The organism is Microbispora rosea, assembly GCF_900156315.1.
GTDB classification, from domain to species: Bacteria; Actinomycetota; Actinomycetes; order Streptosporangiales; family Streptosporangiaceae; genus Microbispora; species Microbispora rosea.
Genome location: NZ_FTNI01000014.1, coordinates 190,132 through 205,979 on the forward strand (window position 1 = coordinate 190,132; position 15,848 = coordinate 205,979).

At 72.1% G+C, this 15,848-nt stretch carries 15 protein-coding genes; 13 read left to right on the top strand and 2 right to left on the bottom strand.

Annotation, left to right across the window (positions count from 1 at the left end; all coding sequences use genetic code 11):
• Nucleotides 1-17 precede the first annotated feature (17 nt).
• Together BXA11_RS20860 and rpmB are read right to left on the bottom strand one after the other, a co-directional pair.
• Nucleotides 18-878, bottom strand: a complete 861-nt coding sequence (locus tag BXA11_RS20860; RefSeq protein ID WP_244303588.1) for an NAD(P)H-binding protein — start codon at nucleotides 876-878, stop codon at nucleotides 18-20.
• A 102-nt stretch (nucleotides 879-980) separates the two neighbouring features.
• On the bottom strand, nucleotides 981-1,166 hold the full coding sequence (gene rpmB, locus BXA11_RS20865; protein WP_030506042.1) for a 50S ribosomal protein L28: 186 nt from the start codon (nucleotides 1,164-1,166) through the stop codon (nucleotides 981-983).
• 206 nt (nucleotides 1,167-1,372) lie between these two features.
• On the opposite strand from rpmB, the gene BXA11_RS20870 reads away from it, so the two are divergent.
• From BXA11_RS20870 to BXA11_RS20930, 13 genes are all read left to right on the top strand, one after another.
• Nucleotides 1,373-2,947, top strand: a complete 1,575-nt coding sequence (locus BXA11_RS20870) for a DAK2 domain-containing protein (protein WP_076436959.1) — start codon at nucleotides 1,373-1,375, stop codon at nucleotides 2,945-2,947.
• A 36-nt stretch (nucleotides 2,948-2,983) separates the two neighbouring features.
• Nucleotides 2,984-5,146 carry an ATP-dependent DNA helicase RecG gene (gene recG / locus BXA11_RS20875; protein ID WP_076436961.1) on the top strand — a complete coding sequence of 721 codons (2,163 nt, stop codon included), beginning with the start codon at nucleotides 2,984-2,986 and terminating at the stop codon, nucleotides 5,144-5,146.
• 322 nt (nucleotides 5,147-5,468) lie between these two features.
• Nucleotides 5,469-6,038: a 16S rRNA (guanine(966)-N(2))-methyltransferase RsmD gene (gene rsmD, locus BXA11_RS20880; RefSeq protein WP_076436963.1), complete on the top strand. Its 570-nt coding sequence runs from the start codon at nucleotides 5,469-5,471 to the stop codon at nucleotides 6,036-6,038.
• Between the two features lie 17 nt (nucleotides 6,039-6,055).
• Nucleotides 6,056-6,532, top strand: a complete 477-nt coding sequence (coaD, locus tag BXA11_RS20885; RefSeq protein WP_030506038.1) for a pantetheine-phosphate adenylyltransferase — start codon at nucleotides 6,056-6,058, stop codon at nucleotides 6,530-6,532.
• 70 nt (nucleotides 6,533-6,602) lie between these two features.
• Nucleotides 6,603-7,157: a YceD family protein gene (locus tag BXA11_RS20890; RefSeq protein WP_036405119.1), complete on the top strand. Its 555-nt coding sequence runs from the start codon at nucleotides 6,603-6,605 to the stop codon at nucleotides 7,155-7,157.
• 1 nt (nucleotide 7,158) lies between these two features.
• Nucleotides 7,159-7,338, top strand: a complete 180-nt coding sequence (rpmF, locus tag BXA11_RS20895) for a 50S ribosomal protein L32 (RefSeq protein ID WP_030506036.1) — start codon at nucleotides 7,159-7,161, stop codon at nucleotides 7,336-7,338.
• Between the two features lie 268 nt (nucleotides 7,339-7,606).
• Nucleotides 7,607-8,356: a ribonuclease III gene (gene rnc / locus BXA11_RS20900; protein WP_036405116.1), complete on the top strand. Its 750-nt coding sequence runs from the start codon at nucleotides 7,607-7,609 to the stop codon at nucleotides 8,354-8,356.
• Nucleotides 8,357-8,372: 16 nt separating this feature from the next.
• Nucleotides 8,373-9,254 (top strand): bifunctional DNA-formamidopyrimidine glycosylase/DNA-(apurinic or apyrimidinic site) lyase, encoded by an 882-nt coding sequence (mutM, locus tag BXA11_RS20905; protein ID WP_076436967.1) that lies wholly within the window; start codon nucleotides 8,373-8,375, stop codon nucleotides 9,252-9,254.
• A gap of 47 nt (nucleotides 9,255-9,301) precedes the next feature.
• Nucleotides 9,302-9,571 carry an acylphosphatase gene (locus tag BXA11_RS20910; RefSeq protein ID WP_030506033.1) on the top strand — a complete coding sequence of 90 codons (270 nt, stop codon included), beginning with the start codon at nucleotides 9,302-9,304 and terminating at the stop codon, nucleotides 9,569-9,571.
• A gap of 188 nt (nucleotides 9,572-9,759) precedes the next feature.
• Nucleotides 9,760-9,954 (top strand): hypothetical protein, encoded by a 195-nt coding sequence (locus BXA11_RS20915; protein ID WP_076436969.1) that lies wholly within the window; start codon nucleotides 9,760-9,762, stop codon nucleotides 9,952-9,954.
• 257 nt (nucleotides 9,955-10,211) lie between these two features.
• The gene (locus BXA11_RS20920) at nucleotides 10,212-13,940 is read left to right on the top strand and encodes an AAA family ATPase (RefSeq protein WP_076436971.1); all 3,729 of its coding nucleotides are present in this window, start codon (nucleotides 10,212-10,214) and stop codon (nucleotides 13,938-13,940) included.
• A 51-nt stretch (nucleotides 13,941-13,991) separates the two neighbouring features.
• Entirely contained in the window at nucleotides 13,992-15,173 is a 1,182-nt protein-coding gene (ftsY, locus tag BXA11_RS20925; RefSeq protein ID WP_076436972.1) for a signal recognition particle-docking protein FtsY, read from the top strand.
• Between the two features lie 325 nt (nucleotides 15,174-15,498).
• Nucleotides 15,499-15,848: IS110 family transposase (locus BXA11_RS20930; RefSeq protein WP_244303589.1), on the top strand; the 350-nt coding region annotated here is incomplete at its 3' end.

Here is a 15,848-nt window from a genome sequence, read left to right on the forward strand (position 1 = left end):
CCCGTCAGCGGAATACCTCAGCGGAAGGCGTCGGCGTGGTCGGCGGTCCACTGCCGGAACGTTCGCGCGGGCCTGCCGGTGATCTCTCCCACGGTCGAGGTGACCAGGTCGGAGCGGGGACGCCGGGTACTCGCCAGCAGCGCCTCGACCAGCGCGGGCGGCCTTCCGTCCGCGAGCATCCGCTCCCGTGCCGCCTCCACGGGGACCTCCTCGAAGCGCAGCGGACGGCCGATCGCCTCGCCGATCAGGCGGACCTGGTCGGCCCTGCTCACCACCTGTGGTCCGGTCAGCACGTGCGTGGCGCCCACGTGCCCGTCGCCGGTCAGCACGCGTGCCGCCACGGCCGCGACGTCGGCCTGGTGCACCACCGCCGTGGGGGCGATGCCGGGGCCGCGTACGACACCGTCCTGCCGAATCTGCCCGGCCCACCCCAGCGCGTTGGAGGCGATCGTGTCGGCGCGCAGGATGGTCCACTCCAGGCCCGATGCCTTGATGAGGCTCTCCATGTCGGCGTGGAGCTGGTTGATCGGATCGGTCTGCCGCCCGGCGTCCTCGTTCACGCCTGACGACGACAGGTAGACGAGGCGGCGGGCGGAGCCCGCGATCGCGGCGAGGACGGCCGGCGCGCCCTCATACGTGAGGAAGGGCCAGACCAGGAACACCGTCGTGATCCCGCTCAGCGCCCTTTTCAGGGTTTCCGGCTGGGACAGGTCTCCTGTCGCGATCTCCACGCCTTGCGGCAGGCGGGTCGTCCGGGCGTCGCGGACGAACGCGCGTACCGGGACACCGGCGGACATGAGCTGAGCGGCGACTTCCCGGCCCACGTTACCGGTCGCGCCCGTCACGAGAATCTGGGCCATGACCGTGATCAACCGCACCGTGCCGCGAATATTCCGGTACGCATGCTCGCTGTCCCCGGTCACGGCAGCACGAGAGCCCGCCACCGGAACCGGTGGCGGGCTCTCGTGGGAGTCAGACGGTCAGCGCGTGACCTTGCCCGCCTTGATGCAGGAGGTGCAGACGTTCATCCGCTTCGGCGTCCCGTTGACCACCGCGCGCACGGTCTGGATGTTGGGGTTCCAGCGGCGGCGGGTGCGGCGGTGCGAGTGGGAGATGTTGTTGCCGAAAATCGGCTTCTTGGCGCAGACGTCGCAGACGGAAGCCACGGTAATCGCTCCTTTGAATCAGTCGATCGGCCCGGCGCCGGTGCAGCGGCTCGTCCGAGCAATGCCGGGACAACCGGCTGGCCACACGAGGATATCCGATGTTCACCGGTGCACGCCAAACGGGACTCCGGCGAACGGGGATAGTCTCGTACCCGCCAACGGTAGCGCATCGAGGGGCTGGAGAGCGCGGAAGGAAGGTCGGCCGGATGCTCAAGGTGCTCGATCCCCCCGCCGTGCGCCGCTGGTCGCGCCACTGCGCGGCGGCCCTCGGCCGGGCCAGGGCGGAGATCGACGCGCTCAACGTGTTCCCCGTGCCCGACGGGGACACCGGCACGAACCTGCATCTCACGGTCCTGTCGGCGGCCGAGGCGGTGGACGCGCTGCCCGGCGGAGCGGACGCGGACGCCACATGGCGGGCCCTGACGCGCGGGGCCCTGCTCGGCGCGCGGGGCAACTCCGGAGTGATCGTCAGCCAGGCCGTCAGGGGCATGGGCGAGGTGCTCGGGCGCGCGCCGGGAGGCGGCGCCGACCTGCGCGACGGCCTGACGAGGGCGGCCGAGATGGCCAGGGCGGCGGTGGTCCGCCCGGTGGAGGGCACGGTGCTGAGCGTGCTGTCGGCCGCGGCGCACGCCGTGCGCGACGCGCCCGACGACCTGGCCGAGGTGGCCTGCCGGGCGGCGGACGAGGCGCGGCGGGCCCTGCGCCGCACGACGGGTCAGCTCGGCGTGCTGTCCCGCCACGGCGTGGTGGACGCGGGCGCGGCCGGGCTGGTGATCATGCTGGAGAGCCTGGCCGAGGTGGTGACCGAGGCGTACAGCGAGCGGCACGAGGTGCCCGCCCCGGCCGCGCGGATCGCGCCGGAGGAGCTCGGGCGGCCGGACACGGGCGGCCCCGGTTACGAGGTCATGTACCTGCTCGACGCGGGCGCGCACGAGGTGGACCGGCTGAAAGGCGAGCTCGACGCGCTGGGGGACAGCCTGGTGGTCGTCGGCGGGGAGGGCCTGTGGAACGTCCACGTCCACGTGGACGACGCTGGCGCGGCGATCGAGGCCGGGCTGCGCGCGGGACGCCCGCATCGGATCAAGGTGACCTACCTCGGGGGACGGCCGCACGAGCCGGGCCCGGCGAGGGGCGTGGTCGCGGTCGCCGCCGGGGACGGCCTGGCGGCCCTGTTCAGGGAGGCGGGAGCGGTGGTCGTGCGGCGCGAGCCGGGTTCGGCCCCGACGGCGGCGGCCCTGCTGCGCGCCGTCCGCGAGGCCGGCACCGAGGTCGCGGTGCTGCCCAACGACGTCGCCGTGCACGACGTGGCCGTCGCCGCCGCGGAGATCGCCAGGGAGGAGGGCGTGACGGTCAGCGTCCTGCCCACCCGGGCGTCGGTGCAGGGCCTGGCCGCGCTGGCCGTGCACGACCCGCTGCGCCGCTTCGACGACGACATCGTGGCGATGACCGACGCGGCCGGCCACACCCGCCACGGGCACGTGTGGGTGGCCGACCGCGCGGCGATGACCAGCGCCGGACTGTGCCGGATCGGCGACGTGCTCGGGGTGGTGGACGGCGACGTCGCGCTGATCGGCGCGGACCTGACCGCGACCGCCGTCGAGGTCGTCCGGCGCCTGGTCTCCGGCGGCAGCGAGATGGTCACGCTCGTCAGCGGCGCGGGCGCGCCCGCGCCGCTCCTGCACGCCGTACGCGACCATCTGGAGCGGGTCCGCCCGGACCTGGAGATCGTCGTGTACGAGGGCGGGCAGGGCGGTTATCCCCTCCTGATCGGCGTCGAGTAGCCGGATTGTCGGCCCGTGCGGGTAGAAATTGGTGACGTGACGAGCTTCGACGAGCCGCTCAAGAAGGTGGTCGGCAGGTCGGCCGCCCCGCTGGAGAGCGCGCTGGGCATCAGCACGGTCGGTGAACTGCTGCGCCACTACCCGCGGCGCTACGCGCAGCGGGGGGAGCTGACGCCCATCGCGTCGCTGGAGCACGACGAGCACGTCACCGTGGTCGCCAAGGTGTCGTCGGCCGTGCGCAGGCCGATGAAGAACCGGCAGGGCACCTGGCTCGACATCGAGGTGACCGACGGCAAGGAGAAGCTGCACCTGGCCTTCTTCGGCAAGGGCGCCTACGTGGCCGAGCAGCGGCTCACGCCGGGCACCGAGGCGATGTTCTCCGGCAAGGTCGGCGTCTTCGTCGGCGGGAGGACCAGGCGCGTCTCGCTCACCCATCCCGAGTACGAGTCGTTCGACGAGACGGAGGAGACGGCCGAGGAGTTCGCCTCCGCGCTGGTGCCGATCTACCCCTCCGCCCAGGGGCTGCCGAGCTGGAAGATCCGCCGGGCCGTGCGCACGGTGCTCGACGTGCTCAGCCTGGACGATCCGGTGCCCGCCGGGATACGGGAGCGGCTGGGGCTGCTGCCGATCGAGGAGGCGCTGCGGCGGGTCCACCGCCCCCGGAGTCAGGCGGACGTCGCCCGGTCGCACGACCGGCTGAAGTTCGACGAGGCCTTCGTCCTGCAGGCCGTCCTGGTGCGGCGGCGCATGGCCGCGTCCGCCTGGCTCGCCAGGGCCCGTCCCGGGCGCGACGGCGGGCTGCTGCACGAGTTCGACGAGCGGCTTCCGTTCCAGCTCACCGAGGGGCAGCGGCAGGTCGGCGAGGAGATCGCCGCCGACCTCGCCCGCGAACACCCCATGCACCGCCTCCTGCAGGGCGAGGTGGGCGCGGGCAAGACCGTGGTCGCGCTGCGCGCGATGCTCCAGGTCGTCGACTCCGGTGGACAGGCCGTGCTGCTCGCGCCCACCGAGGTCCTCGCCCAGCAGCACCACCGGTCGATCGTGAGCATGCTCGGCGATCTCGCGACCGGCGGGATGTTCGGCGGGACGGCGGTCGCGCTGCTCACCGGCTCGATGGGGGCCGCCGCGCGGCGCAGCGCGCTGCTCGACGCGGCCTCCGGCGCGGCCGGCATCGTGATCGGCACCCACGCCGTGCTCCAGGAACACGTCCAGTTCGCCGACCTCGGGCTGGTCGTGGTGGACGAGCAGCACAGGTTCGGCGTCGAGCAGCGCGACGCGCTGCGCGAGAAGGGCGGGGGCGGACGTCCCCACGTGCTGGTCATGACGGCGACGCCGATCCCGCGGACGGTCGCGATGACCGTGTTCGGCGACCTGGAGGTCTCCACGCTGTCCCAGCTCCCCGCGGGCCGGGCCCCGATCACCACCCACGTGGTGCCCGCCGCGGAGAAGCCCCACTTCCTCGACCGCGCCTGGCAGCGGGTCCGCGAGGAGGTCGGCCTGGGCCGCCAGGCCTACGTGGTGTGCCCGCGCATCGGCGACCAGGAGGGCGACGAGGGCGACCTGGCGAAGGACGACGACGAGCGCAGGCCGCCCCTGGCGGTGCTCGACGTCGCGCGCATGCTCGGGGAGGGGCCGCTGGCCGGGCTGCGGATCGAGGCGCTGCACGGCAAGCTCCCGCCGGAGGACAAGGACGCGGCGATGCGCGCCTTCGCCCGGGGCGAGATCGACGTCCTGGTCGCGACCACGGTCATCGAGGTCGGCGTCGACGTCCCCAACTCGTCGGTGATGGTCATCATGGACGCCGACCGCTTCGGCGTCTCCCAGCTCCACCAGCTGCGCGGCCGGGTGGGCCGGGGCGGGCTGCCCGGGCTGTGCCTGCTCGTCAGCGAGGCTCCGGAGGGCACCCAGGCGCGCCGCAGGCTCGACGCGGTGGCGGCGACCCTGGACGGGTTCGAGCTGTCCCGTGTCGACCTGGAGCAGCGCAGGGAGGGTGACGTGCTCGGCGCCGCCCAGTCGGGGCGCAGGTCCTCGCTCAAGCTGCTGCAGCTTCTGCGCGACGAGGACGTGATCGAGACCGCCCGGACTGAGGCGACCGCCCTGCTGTCCGCCGATTCCGAGCTGTCGGCCCACCCGGCCCTGCGCGCCGAGATCGACACCATGGTCGCCGACGAACGCGCCGAGTACCTCGAGAAGGCGTGAGAGCGGAAATTGAAACGGGCGCCGTGTGAACACGACGCCCGTTAACGACCCAGGGCCCAGCCTTGGGACGGCCTCCCCCCGAATGCCGTCCCCGGCTGGGCCCGCCCTCGGGTCAGGTGCCGAGGGCGCCGGCGTGCGGAAGGGCTCACGACCACGCCGGCCGGCCTTCCCCTGGGTCACCGTGAAGGCCGCAGAACTCATGATGCGCATGTGGCGGAGCCCGCGATACGGCTCTTACTCATTCGTCGCCGCCGCTTGCCCACTCTTGACCTCCCTTCGCCCGCCGTGCCGGAACGGCCGCCGCGGGCGGGACAATGAAGGCGTGACGCGGGTGATCGCAGGGACGGCGGGGGGACGCAGGCTGGCCGTTCCGCCGGGGAGATCGACCAGGCCGACGAGCGACCGCACCCGGGAGGGCCTGTTCGCCACCGTGGGCTCCGCGCTCGGCCCGCTCGACGGGGTCCGGGTCCTCGACCTGTACGCCGGATCGGGCGCCGTCGGGCTGGAGGCGTTGAGCCGGGGGGCCGCCCACGCGCTGCTGGTGGAGTCGGAGGCCAGGGCCGCGCGCACGATCAGGGAGAACATCGCGTCCCTCGGACTGCCCGGGGCGGCCCTGCGGGCCGAGAAGGTCGAGCGGGTGGTGGGCCGGCCGTGCGAGGAGCCGTACGACTTCGTCTTCGCCGATCCGCCCTACGCCGTCTCCGACGAGGCGGTCTCCCGGGTGCTGGCATCGCTGCGCGACAACGGCTGGCTGGCGGAGGGCGCGCTCGTGGCCGTGGAGCGGGAGTCGAGGGGTAAGGACCTGGTGTGGCCCGCGGGCTTCACGGAAGACAGGGTCCGTCGATACGGCGAAGCGGCCGTTTGGTACGGTCACGCAGCCGGGAACCCGTGAATCTATGGGGGTGCGCCTTGCGTCGTGTCGTCTGCCCGGGGTCGTTCGATCCCGTGACCAACGGACATCTGGACATCATCGGCCGGACGTCACGGCTGTATGACGAGGTCGTCGTGGCCGTGCTCATCAACATCGAGAAGCGCAGCCTGTTCACCGTCGACGAGCGCATCGAGATGCTCCAGGCGGTGACGAAGGAGTACGGCAACGTCCGCGTGGAGAAGTTCCACGGCCTGCTGGTCGATTTCTGCAGGCAGCAGGGCATCCCGACCATCGTGAAGGGCCTGCGGGCGGTCAGCGACTTCGACTACGAGCTGCAGATGGCCCAGCTCAACTACCGGATGTCGGGCGTCGAGACGCTGTTCATGTCCACCAACCCGGAGTACTCCTTCCTGTCGTCCAGCAGGCTCAAGGAGATCGCCCGGTATGGCGGGGACGTGTCCGGCCTGGTCCCCGACCTCGTCCACCAGCTGCTCGTGGAGCGGCTCAGGGGCTGAACCGGGGCTGGTATTCTTGCCTTTCAGCCTTGCACGACGGCGGTGATTCGCCATGCCTAACGAGAGCAGGATGAGTCTGCACAGCCTCGATCCCCGAGCCCCCTGGGTGATCTCCACCCATGACCTGGGGCGCCGACCGGGATCGATGCGCACGCTCAGCCCGGTCCTCCCGGCACCGGCGGACCTCGCGGTCGGAATGATCGGCGTTCCCAAGGACGCCGACGTCGAGCTGGACATCCGGCTCGAGGCGGTGATGGAGGGCGTGCTCGTGACGGGCACGGCGCAGACTCCCCTGACGGGGGAGTGCTCGCGCTGCCTGGACCCGTTGACCTCGGAGATCGAGGTCGACTTCCAGGAGCTCTACTTCTACTCGGCGGAGGACGCCCGAGAGGACGATCTGCTCCTCGACGGCGAACTGCTCGATCTCGAGCCGGTATTCCGTGACGCGGTGGTGCTCGCACTGCCGCTCAGCCCGGTGTGCGGTGAGGACTGCCCCGGTCTGTGTGCGGAGTGCGGGATCAGGCTGGCGGAGGCCGGCCCGGACCACCGGCACGAAGCGATCGACGCCCGCTGGGCGGCGCTGCAGGGTTTGGTTGTGGAACAGGAAGACGATCAGGAGGGTTGACGTGGCCGTCCCCAAGCGGAAGATGTCGCGGAGCAACACCCGCGCCCGCAGGTCCCAGTGGAAGGCGGCGGCGGTCGCACTCGTGAGCTGCCCGCAGTGCCGCTCGCCCAAGCGCCCGCACGTGGCGTGCCCGACCTGCGGCACCTACAACCGCCGTCAGGTCGTCGAGCCGTCGGCCTGATCGCGCGCGCGGTAAGGGACGTCGGGACGCCGGCCGGATCGTCAAAGCGAGCCGGTCGGCGTTACCGTGCTTCAAAGGGTTACCGTGCTCCAAAGGAACGTGCGGTGGCGGTTGGACGGTACGCACCGGCATGCACGCCCGCGGCCGTGGTGGACGCCGGGGCCATCGGCTCCCGGCGGACCGGCGTCCACCACGCCTTCGGGCCTTCGGCCGGCCCGCCTGCCTCCCGTGCACGGCCCTGCCTGCACCTAGGAGTTGGGAGGATTTCATGGCCGCGCCGTCCGTAAAGCCCGTGCCCGTCGAGGTCGCGAGAGACGAGCTGTCCCAGACCCTGGATGTCCGGCTCAGCACCGGCATCCTCGAGCGGGCGCTGACGCACCGCTCGTACGCGTACGAGAACGGCGGTCTGCCGACGAACGAGCGCCTGGAGTTCCTGGGCGACTCGGTGCTGGGTCTCGTGGTGACGGACACGCTGTTCCGCAACCACCCGGACCTGCCGGAGGGCCAGCTCGCCAAGCTGCGCGCCGCAGTGGTCAACATGCGCGCGCTCGCGGACGTCGCCAGGACGCTCGACCTCGGCAAATACCTGCGGCTCGGCCGCGGCGAAGAGGGAACGGGCGGCCGGGACAAGTCGTCCATCCTGGCCGACACGCTGGAAGCCCTGATCGGCACCGTGTACGTCGACAAGGGCCTCGACGAGGCGTTCCGCGTCGTCCACCTGCTGTTCGACCCGCTCATCACGCGGTCGGCGTCGCTGGGCGCCGGGCTCGACTGGAAGACCTCTCTGCAGGAGCTCACCGCCGCCGAGATGCTCGGCGTGCCGGAGTATCACGTGGACGAGAGCGGGCCCGACCACGCCAAGTCGTTCTCCGCGATCGTGCGCGTGGGCGGCAAGGAGTACGGCAAGGGCTCCGGGCGCAGCAAGAAGGAGGCCGAGCAGCAGGCGGCCGAGGCGGCCTGGACCGCGATCCGCGCGCTGCGCGACGCCCGCGAGGGCGCCGGTCCCGTGCGCACCTGAGCACGGGAGACGGCGCATGCCCGAACTGCCCGAGGTCGAGGTCGTCCGCAGGGGGCTGGAGAGCTGGGTCGCCGGCCGGACGGTGGCCGCGGCCGAGGTCCTGCATCCCCGTGCGGTCCGTCGCAACGTCGGCGATCTGCCCGCCCAGCTCAAGGGCCGCACGCTGGCCTCGGCCGAGCGGCGCGGCAAATACCTGTGGCTGCCCCTGCGGGACGGCGCCTCGGGCGAGGAGGAGCCCGGTGAGGCGCTGATCGCCCATCTCGGCATGAGCGGACAGCTTCTCGTCGTGGACCCGCTGTCGCCGATCGAGAAGCACCTGCGCGTGCGCATGGGCTTCGCCGACGGCGGCCTGGAGTTACGCTTCGTCGACCAGCGCACCTTCGGCCACCTCCTGGTGGCGCCCATGACCGCCGGGCGGGGGCGGCCGGTGCCCGAGCCGATCGCGCACATCGCCGCCGACCCGCTGGAGGACGCCTTCGACGACGCCGAGTTCGCCGTACGGCTGCGGCTGCGCCGTACGGGGATCAAGCGGGCGCTGCTCGACCAGTCGCTGATCAGCGGGGTGGGCAACATCTACGCCGACGAGGCGTTGTGGCGCGCGCGCCTGCACTGGGCGCGGCCGACGGAGACGCTGACCCGGCCGAAGATCGCCGAACTGCTCGCGGCGGTCCGCGCGGTCATGACCGAGGCGCTGGGGCAGGGTGGCACCTCCTTCGACAGCCTCTACGTGAACGTCAACGGCGAGAGTGGCTACTTCGACCGCTCGCTCGCCGTGTACGGCAGGCGGGACGAGCCCTGCCGCCGCTGCGGGACGCCCATCCGGCGGGAGGCGTTCATGAACAGGTCCTCCTACAGCTGCCCGAAGTGCCAGCCCCGCCCGGGGAACGCGCGTCCTTAGACCACCCCCCGCTGCGGCGGCCGGAGTCGATCTGGATACTTGTAGGCGTGGTTCGGTTGACGGCATGGGTCCGGGGACGGGTGCAGGGTGTGGGGTTCCGCTGGTGGGCCCGCGCCCGCGCACTGGAACTCGGGCTCGTCGGGTGGGCCTCGAACCTGGCCGACGGGAGGGTCGAGGTCGTCGCCGAGGGCCCGAGGGAGTCGTGCGAGAAACTCCTGTCGTTGTTACGCACCGGAGACACGCCCGGCCATGTTGAGGGGGTGGTCGAGCGCTGGAGCGATGCGAAGAGAGGTATCGCCGGGTTTGTCGAGAGGTAGGGCTTCCCTCAAACCCCTCAAATCCGGTATATTTATCTAGCGAGAGTGCCCACCGGCATGTCTGTGCGGAGCGTTCAACTTGACCGACTCCATTGCCGGTGCGACTCTTGAGAGGAACCACGCGCACCCCTCCCGCGGCATGAAGTGCGCGAACCAGTCTGGTCACTCAGCGTGGAGGACCCTTTACTATGGCGAAGGCTCTACTCGGCCACGTCGGCGGTCCTGATCCTCGGATGATCTCGGAAATGCGCCGCCTCCAGCAGCGCGTCCGCGACCTCGAGGCAGAACTCACCCGGCTCCAGGCCCAGAACGACGCGCTCGCAGCGCAAACTCGTGACGAGGCCCTGGTCCGGCTGCAGGATCGCGAGCCGGCTCTCACCTGAGGTCCGGCGGGAACGGGAAAGGATTGTAGGGACGCCCCGCAAAGGCGTCCCTTGCCATTTCCGCCCTCGTTCCCCGGCAATTGATTCGACGGTTAACTGATCATTAATAACGGGCCACGGGCGGGATGGGCGAACCGCCCGGCTTGCCTTACCCGTATTCGTTTCCCAATCGGCCGCCGGTGCCTATCCCCGCATCTCCGGCCGCCGGGCGCTGTAGTCTTCCCCCCAAACGCCAGGCGGCACCGAGGGGGGCGGACGTGTATCTGAAGACGCTCACCTTACGCGGCTTCAAGTCCTTCGCCTCGGCCACCGCCCTCCGATTCGAGCCGGGCATCACCGCCGTGGTGGGCCCCAACGGCTCCGGCAAGTCCAATGTCGTGGACGCCCTCGCGTGGGTGATGGGCGAGCACAGCGCCAAGTCGCTGCGCGGCGGCAAGATGGAGGACGTCATCTTCGCGGGCACCTCCAGCCGGCCGCCGCTCGGCCGGGCCGAGGTCACCCTGACGATCGACAACAGCGACGGCGCGCTCCCGATCGACTACACCGAGGTGACGATCAGCCGGCTGATGTTCCGGTCCGGCCAGAGCGAGTACGCCATCAACGGCGACACCTGCCGCCTGCTCGACATCCAGGAACTGCTGTCCGACTCCGGCATCGGCCGGGAGATGCACGTCATCGTCGGCCAGGGCCAGCTCGACCAGGTGCTGCACGCCGGGCCGGAGGAGCGCCGGGCGTTCATCGAGGAGGCCGCGGGCGTACTCAAGCACCGCAAGCGCAAGGAGAAGGCCCTCCGCAAGCTCGACGCGATGCAGGCCAACCTGACCCGGGTCCAGGACCTCGTGGCCGAGCTGCGCCGTCAGCTCAAACCGCTGGGCCGGCAGGCCGAGATCGCCCGCAAGGCGGCCGTCATCCAGGCCGACCTGCGCGACGCGCGGCTGCGCCTTCTCGCCGACGACGTGATCACCCTCCGCGACACCCTGCAGCGTGAGGAGGCCGACGAGGCGGCCGTACAGGCGCGGCGCGCCCAGGTGGAGGCGGAGCTGGCCGAGGGTCAGCGGCGGGAGGCCGAGCTGGAGGCGGCCGAGAACGAGGCCCAGCCGCGTCTCAAGGCCGCCCAGGAGACCTACTATCGCCTTTCCGCTCTGCGGGAGCGGTTGCGCGGAGTGGAGAGCCTCGCGGCCGAACGGCGGCGGCACGCCGCGGACGCGGCCTCCATCGAGCGGCGCGGGCGCGACCCGGAGGACCTGGAGCGCGAGGCCGCCGAGGTGCGGGAGCAGGAGCGGGTGCTCGCGGATGAGCTGGACGAGGCGCGTGAGCGGCTCGCGGCCGCCGTCGAGGTCCGCGCCGAGGCCGAGGAGGCGCTGGCCGCGGAGGAGCGGCGCCTGACCGCCGCCGCCCGTGCCGCGGCCGACCGCCGCGAGGCCCTCGCCCGCCTCCGCGGCCAGGTCGAGTCGGCCAGGAGCCGGGCCAGGGCCGCGGGTGACGAGATCGGCAGGCTCACCAAGGCCGTCGAGGACGCCACCCGGCGCGCGGAGCAGGCCCAGGACGATCTCGACGCGCAGGCGCTCGACGAGGCGCCGGCCGACCCCGAGCTCGTGGCCGAGCTGGAGGCCGCGCAGGAGGGCGTGGACCTCGCCCGCGCCGCGGTGGAGGAGGCCAGGGCCGTGGCCGAGCAGGCCGAGGCCGTCGTGGAGCGGGTGCGGGCCGAGCTGGCCGCGCCCAGGGACGCGCTGGCCGCCGCCAAGGCCGCGGTGAACACGGCCCGGGCCGCCGACCAGGAGTCGCAGCGTGCGGTCGCCGCTCTCCAGGCGCGGTGCGAGGCGCTGGAGATGAGCCTGGCCGGGGGTGCGGACGGGGCCGCCGCGCTGCTCGGCGCCGGGCTGCCGGGCCTGCTCGGCCCGATCGCCACGCTGCTCGCCGTACGCCCGGGGGCGGAGGCCGCCATCGCGGCGGTGCTGGCCGTGGACGGGGTGGCCGTCGCCTCGCTCACCGCCGCCGTCGCGGCCGTGGAGCACCTGCGCGAGGCCGACGCCGGCCGCGCCGCCCTGCTGATCGCGGGCGACCGCCAGAGCGATGGTGGACCAAGCGGCGCCGCACGACCGGAGACGCCGGTCGCGGGCGCAGAGTGGGCCGCCGACCTGGTGACCGTGCCGGACGAGCTGCGCCCCGCCGTGGAGGCGTTGCTGTCCGACGTGGTCGTGGTGCCCGACCTGCTCACCGCGCGCAAGGTCGTCGACGCCCATCCGGAGCTGCGTGCCGTCACGACGTCCGGCGACCTGCTCGGCGTCAACGCCGCGCACGGCGGCTCGGGCGGCGGTTCCTCACTGCTGCAGATGCGCACGGCCCTGGACGAGGCCGCCGCCGATCTCGCCACCGCCCGGGCCGGGGCCGAGCGGCACGCGGAGGCGCTGGCCGAGGCCGTGGCCGCCGAGCGGGAGTGCCAGCTCGCGCTGGAGGCGGCGCAGGCGCGGGTCGCGGAGGCGCAAAGCGGCGTGAGCGTCGCCCAGAGCGGCGTCAACGCCGCGCAGAACGGGCTGAACGCGGCGCAGGCCGGGCTCGACCGCCTGCGTGGCAGGCAGCGGGAGGCCGACCAGCGGGCCGCGGCGGCGGCCAAGCAGCTCGCCCGGCTGGAGGCCGCCGTCAAGGCCGCCCAGGACGAGGCGGCCCGGCTGAGCCGGTCGGTGGTGGACGCCCAGGAGTCGCGCGAGCAGGCCCAGGCGGCGGTCGTGGAGCTGGAGGAGCAGCTCGCCGAGGCGGAGTACGCCGCCGAGCTGGAGGCGGAGCCGACCACCGACACCCGCGACGAGCTGGCCGCCGCCTGCGGCGTCACCCGGCAGGCCGAGATGGAGGCCCGGCTCACCGTGCGTACGGCCGAGGAGCGGGTGCGGGGCATCGCGGGCCGGGCCGACGCGTTGCTGCGTGCGGCGCAGCGCGAGCGGCAGGACCGCGCCCGGGCCGCGGCCGACCGCGAACGCCGCCGCAGGCAGGCGGAGATCGCCGCGACGGTGGCCGACGGCGCGCGTGCCGCCCTGAACGCCCTGGAGGGCTCGCTCGCGCGGGCCGCAGAGGAGCGCGACGAGGCCGAGCGGGCGCGCGGGCAGATCGACGCCGAGCTCAAGCAGGTGCGCCTGCGTGTACGGGAGCTCAGCTCCGAGCTGGACTCCCTGGTCAACCGAGTCCACGGCAGCGAGATGGCCAGGACCGAGCGGCGGCTGCGTCTGGAGCAGATGGAGCAGCGTGCCCTGGAGGAGTACGGCATCGAGCTCGAACCGCTGATCGCGGAATACGGGCCGAGCGTGCCGGTGCCGGGAGACCCGCCCGTGCCGTACGTCCGGGAGGAGCAGCAGAACCGGGCCAGGACGGCCGAACGGCAGATGACCCAGCTCGGCAAGGTCAACCCGCTGGCGCTGGAGGAGTTCGCCGCCCTTGAGGAGCGGCACGCCTTCCTGACCTCCCAGCTCGAAGACCTCAAGAAGACCCGGCGCGACCTGCTGCTCGTGGTCAAGGAGGTCGACGACCGGGTCGAGCAGGTCTTCGCGGCGGCGTACGAGGACGTGGCGCGCGAGTTCCAGGGGATCTTCCAGCGGGTCTTCCCCGGCGGGGAGGGCCGCCTGCTGCTGACCGACCCGGAGGACATGCTGACGACCGGGGTCGAGGTCGAGGCCCGGCCGCCCGGCAAGAAGGTCAAGCGCCTGTCGCTGCTGTCCGGCGGTGAACGGTCGCTGACCGCGGTCGCGTTCCTCATCTCGATCTTCAAGGCCCGCCCGTCGCCGTTCTACGTGATGGACGAGGTCGAGGCGGCGCTCGACGACACCAACACGCAGCGGCTGCTCACCCTGTTCGAGGAACTGAGACAGACCTCACAGCTCATCGTGATCACCCACCAGAAGCGCACGATGGAGATCGCCGACGCGCTGTACGGCGTGTCGATGCGCGGCGACGGCGTCACCCAGGTCGTGAGCCAGCGCCTCCGCGAGAAGGTCTAGAGATCTCGCCCTTGGCGGGAGTAATGCGGGTGATCTGGGAAACTGCATGGTGTGGACGGTTACCTCGGCATCATCGTGATCGTGGCCATCGTCGCCATATTGGCGGTGGGTGGCCTGTGGCTGTTGTTCCGGCCGAAGGCGAAGGACCTGCCGCCCGCGCCGCCGGCCCCGCCCGAGCAGAAGCCTCCCGTCGCGGAGGAGCCCGCGAAGACGGGGCTGGGCGAAGAGGACGGCGGCACGACGACCACACTGCCGCCGCCCGCCCCTCCGATCGAAGAGCTGATCAAGGCTCCCGAGGTCGAGGTCCCGCCGCCCTCGGCCGGCCGGATGGTGCGGCTGCGCGGCAGGCTCGCCCGTTCCCAGAACGTCCTCGGCCGGGGCCTGCTCGAACTGCTGTCCCGGGACCGGCTCGACGACGACGTCTGGGACGAGATCGAGGAGACCCTGATCACGGCCGACGTCGGTGTGGCCCCCACTCGTGCGATGGTGGAGGAACTGCGGACGAAGGTGAAGGTGCTCGGCACCCGCACCCCTCAGGAGGTGCGCAAGCTGCTGCGCGAGGAGCTGCTCGCGCAGGTCGCGCCGGACCTCGACCGGACCCTGCACACCCAGCCGCACGGGGAGCGCCCGGCGGTCGTCCTCGTGGTCGGGGTCAACGGCACCGGCAAGACCACGACCTCGGGCAAACTCGCCCGGGTCCTGGTCGGCGACGGCAGGAAGGTCGTGCTCGGCGCCGCCGACACCTTCCGCGCGGCGGCCACCGACCAGCTCCAGACGTGGGGTGACCGCGTCGGCGCGGGCGTGGTGCGCGGCCCGGAGGGCGGCGACCCCGCGTCCGTGGCGTTCGACGCCGTGGCCAAGGGCATCGAGGACAAGGTGGACACCGTCATCATCGACACCGCGGGACGGCTGCACACCAAGACCGGCCTCATGGACGAGCTGGGCAAGGTCAAGCGGGTCATCGAGAAGAAGGCGGCGGTGGACGAGGTGCTCCTCGTCCTCGACGCGACCACGGGGCAGAACGGCATGCGCCAGGCGCAGGTCTTCGCCGAGGTGGTCAACGTCACCGGCATCGCGCTGACCAAGCTGGACGGCACGGCCAAGGGCGGCATCGTGATCTCGGTGCAGCGTGAGCTGGGCGTGCCCGTGAAGCTGGTGGGCCTCGGCGAGGGGCCGGACGACCTCGCGCCGTTCGACCCCGAGGTCTTCGTCGACGCCCTCCTCGGCGACTGACAGTGATGATGTAGGTGAGCGCCTTCCGGTGGGGTTTGACCCAGCGACTGACTGACCTTGGGTCCTCAACCGGATCTGTCGGCCCTGGCCGGGAGGCGCTCACGTGCACTCACCGGACCTGGCGGAGTGACCTAATAAGAGCCTGGCCAGAGGCCCCATCACTGTCTTGTCCGCATCGCCCGGCTGGTGCGTGCCGCCCTGCCCCCGGTCAAGATGACAGGACGACGATGGCTTCCATTACACCGCGGCGATCATTGAGATAGCCGCCGACGTCGACACCCATCAAGACATCCACACCGCAGCCGTCATCGACATGGTCGGGCGGGTGCTGGGCAGCGAGCAGTTCCCCGCCACCGCGGCCGGATACCGGGCGCTGCTGAGCTGGATGCAGGGATTCGGGCACCTGGTGCGGGTCGGGGTCGAAGGCGCCGGTGTCTATGGCGCCGGCCTGGCTCGGCTGCTACGCAAGCGGAACATCTGCGTGGTCGAAGTCGATCGCCCCGATCGCAAGGCCCGCCGGTTCCAAGGCAAGTCCGACCCCATCGATGCCATCGCCGCCGCCAAGACGGCCCTGGCCGGACAACGGACCGGCACGCCCAAACAGCGCGACGGCCGGATCGAGGCGCTGCGTAATCTGCGGGTGGCACGCCGGTCGGCGATCGATCAGCGCGCCGA

Bases quoted from the DNA above. Each gene is read 5' to 3' on its own strand.
- BXA11_RS20915 (WP_076436969.1), top strand. From the start codon at position 9,760: ATGGCGAAGGCTCTACTCGGCCACGTCGGCGGTCCTGATCCTCGGATG.
- mutM (WP_076436967.1), top strand. From the start codon at position 8,373: ATGCCCGAACTGCCCGAGGTCGAGGTCGTCCGCAGGGGGCTGGAGAGC.
- BXA11_RS20890 (WP_036405119.1), top strand. From the start codon at position 6,603: ATGAGTCTGCACAGCCTCGATCCCCGAGCCCCCTGGGTGATCTCCACC.
- rnc (WP_036405116.1), top strand. From the start codon at position 7,607: ATGGCCGCGCCGTCCGTAAAGCCCGTGCCCGTCGAGGTCGCGAGAGAC.
- BXA11_RS20870 (WP_076436959.1), top strand. From the start codon at position 1,373: ATGCTCAAGGTGCTCGATCCCCCCGCCGTGCGCCGCTGGTCGCGCCAC.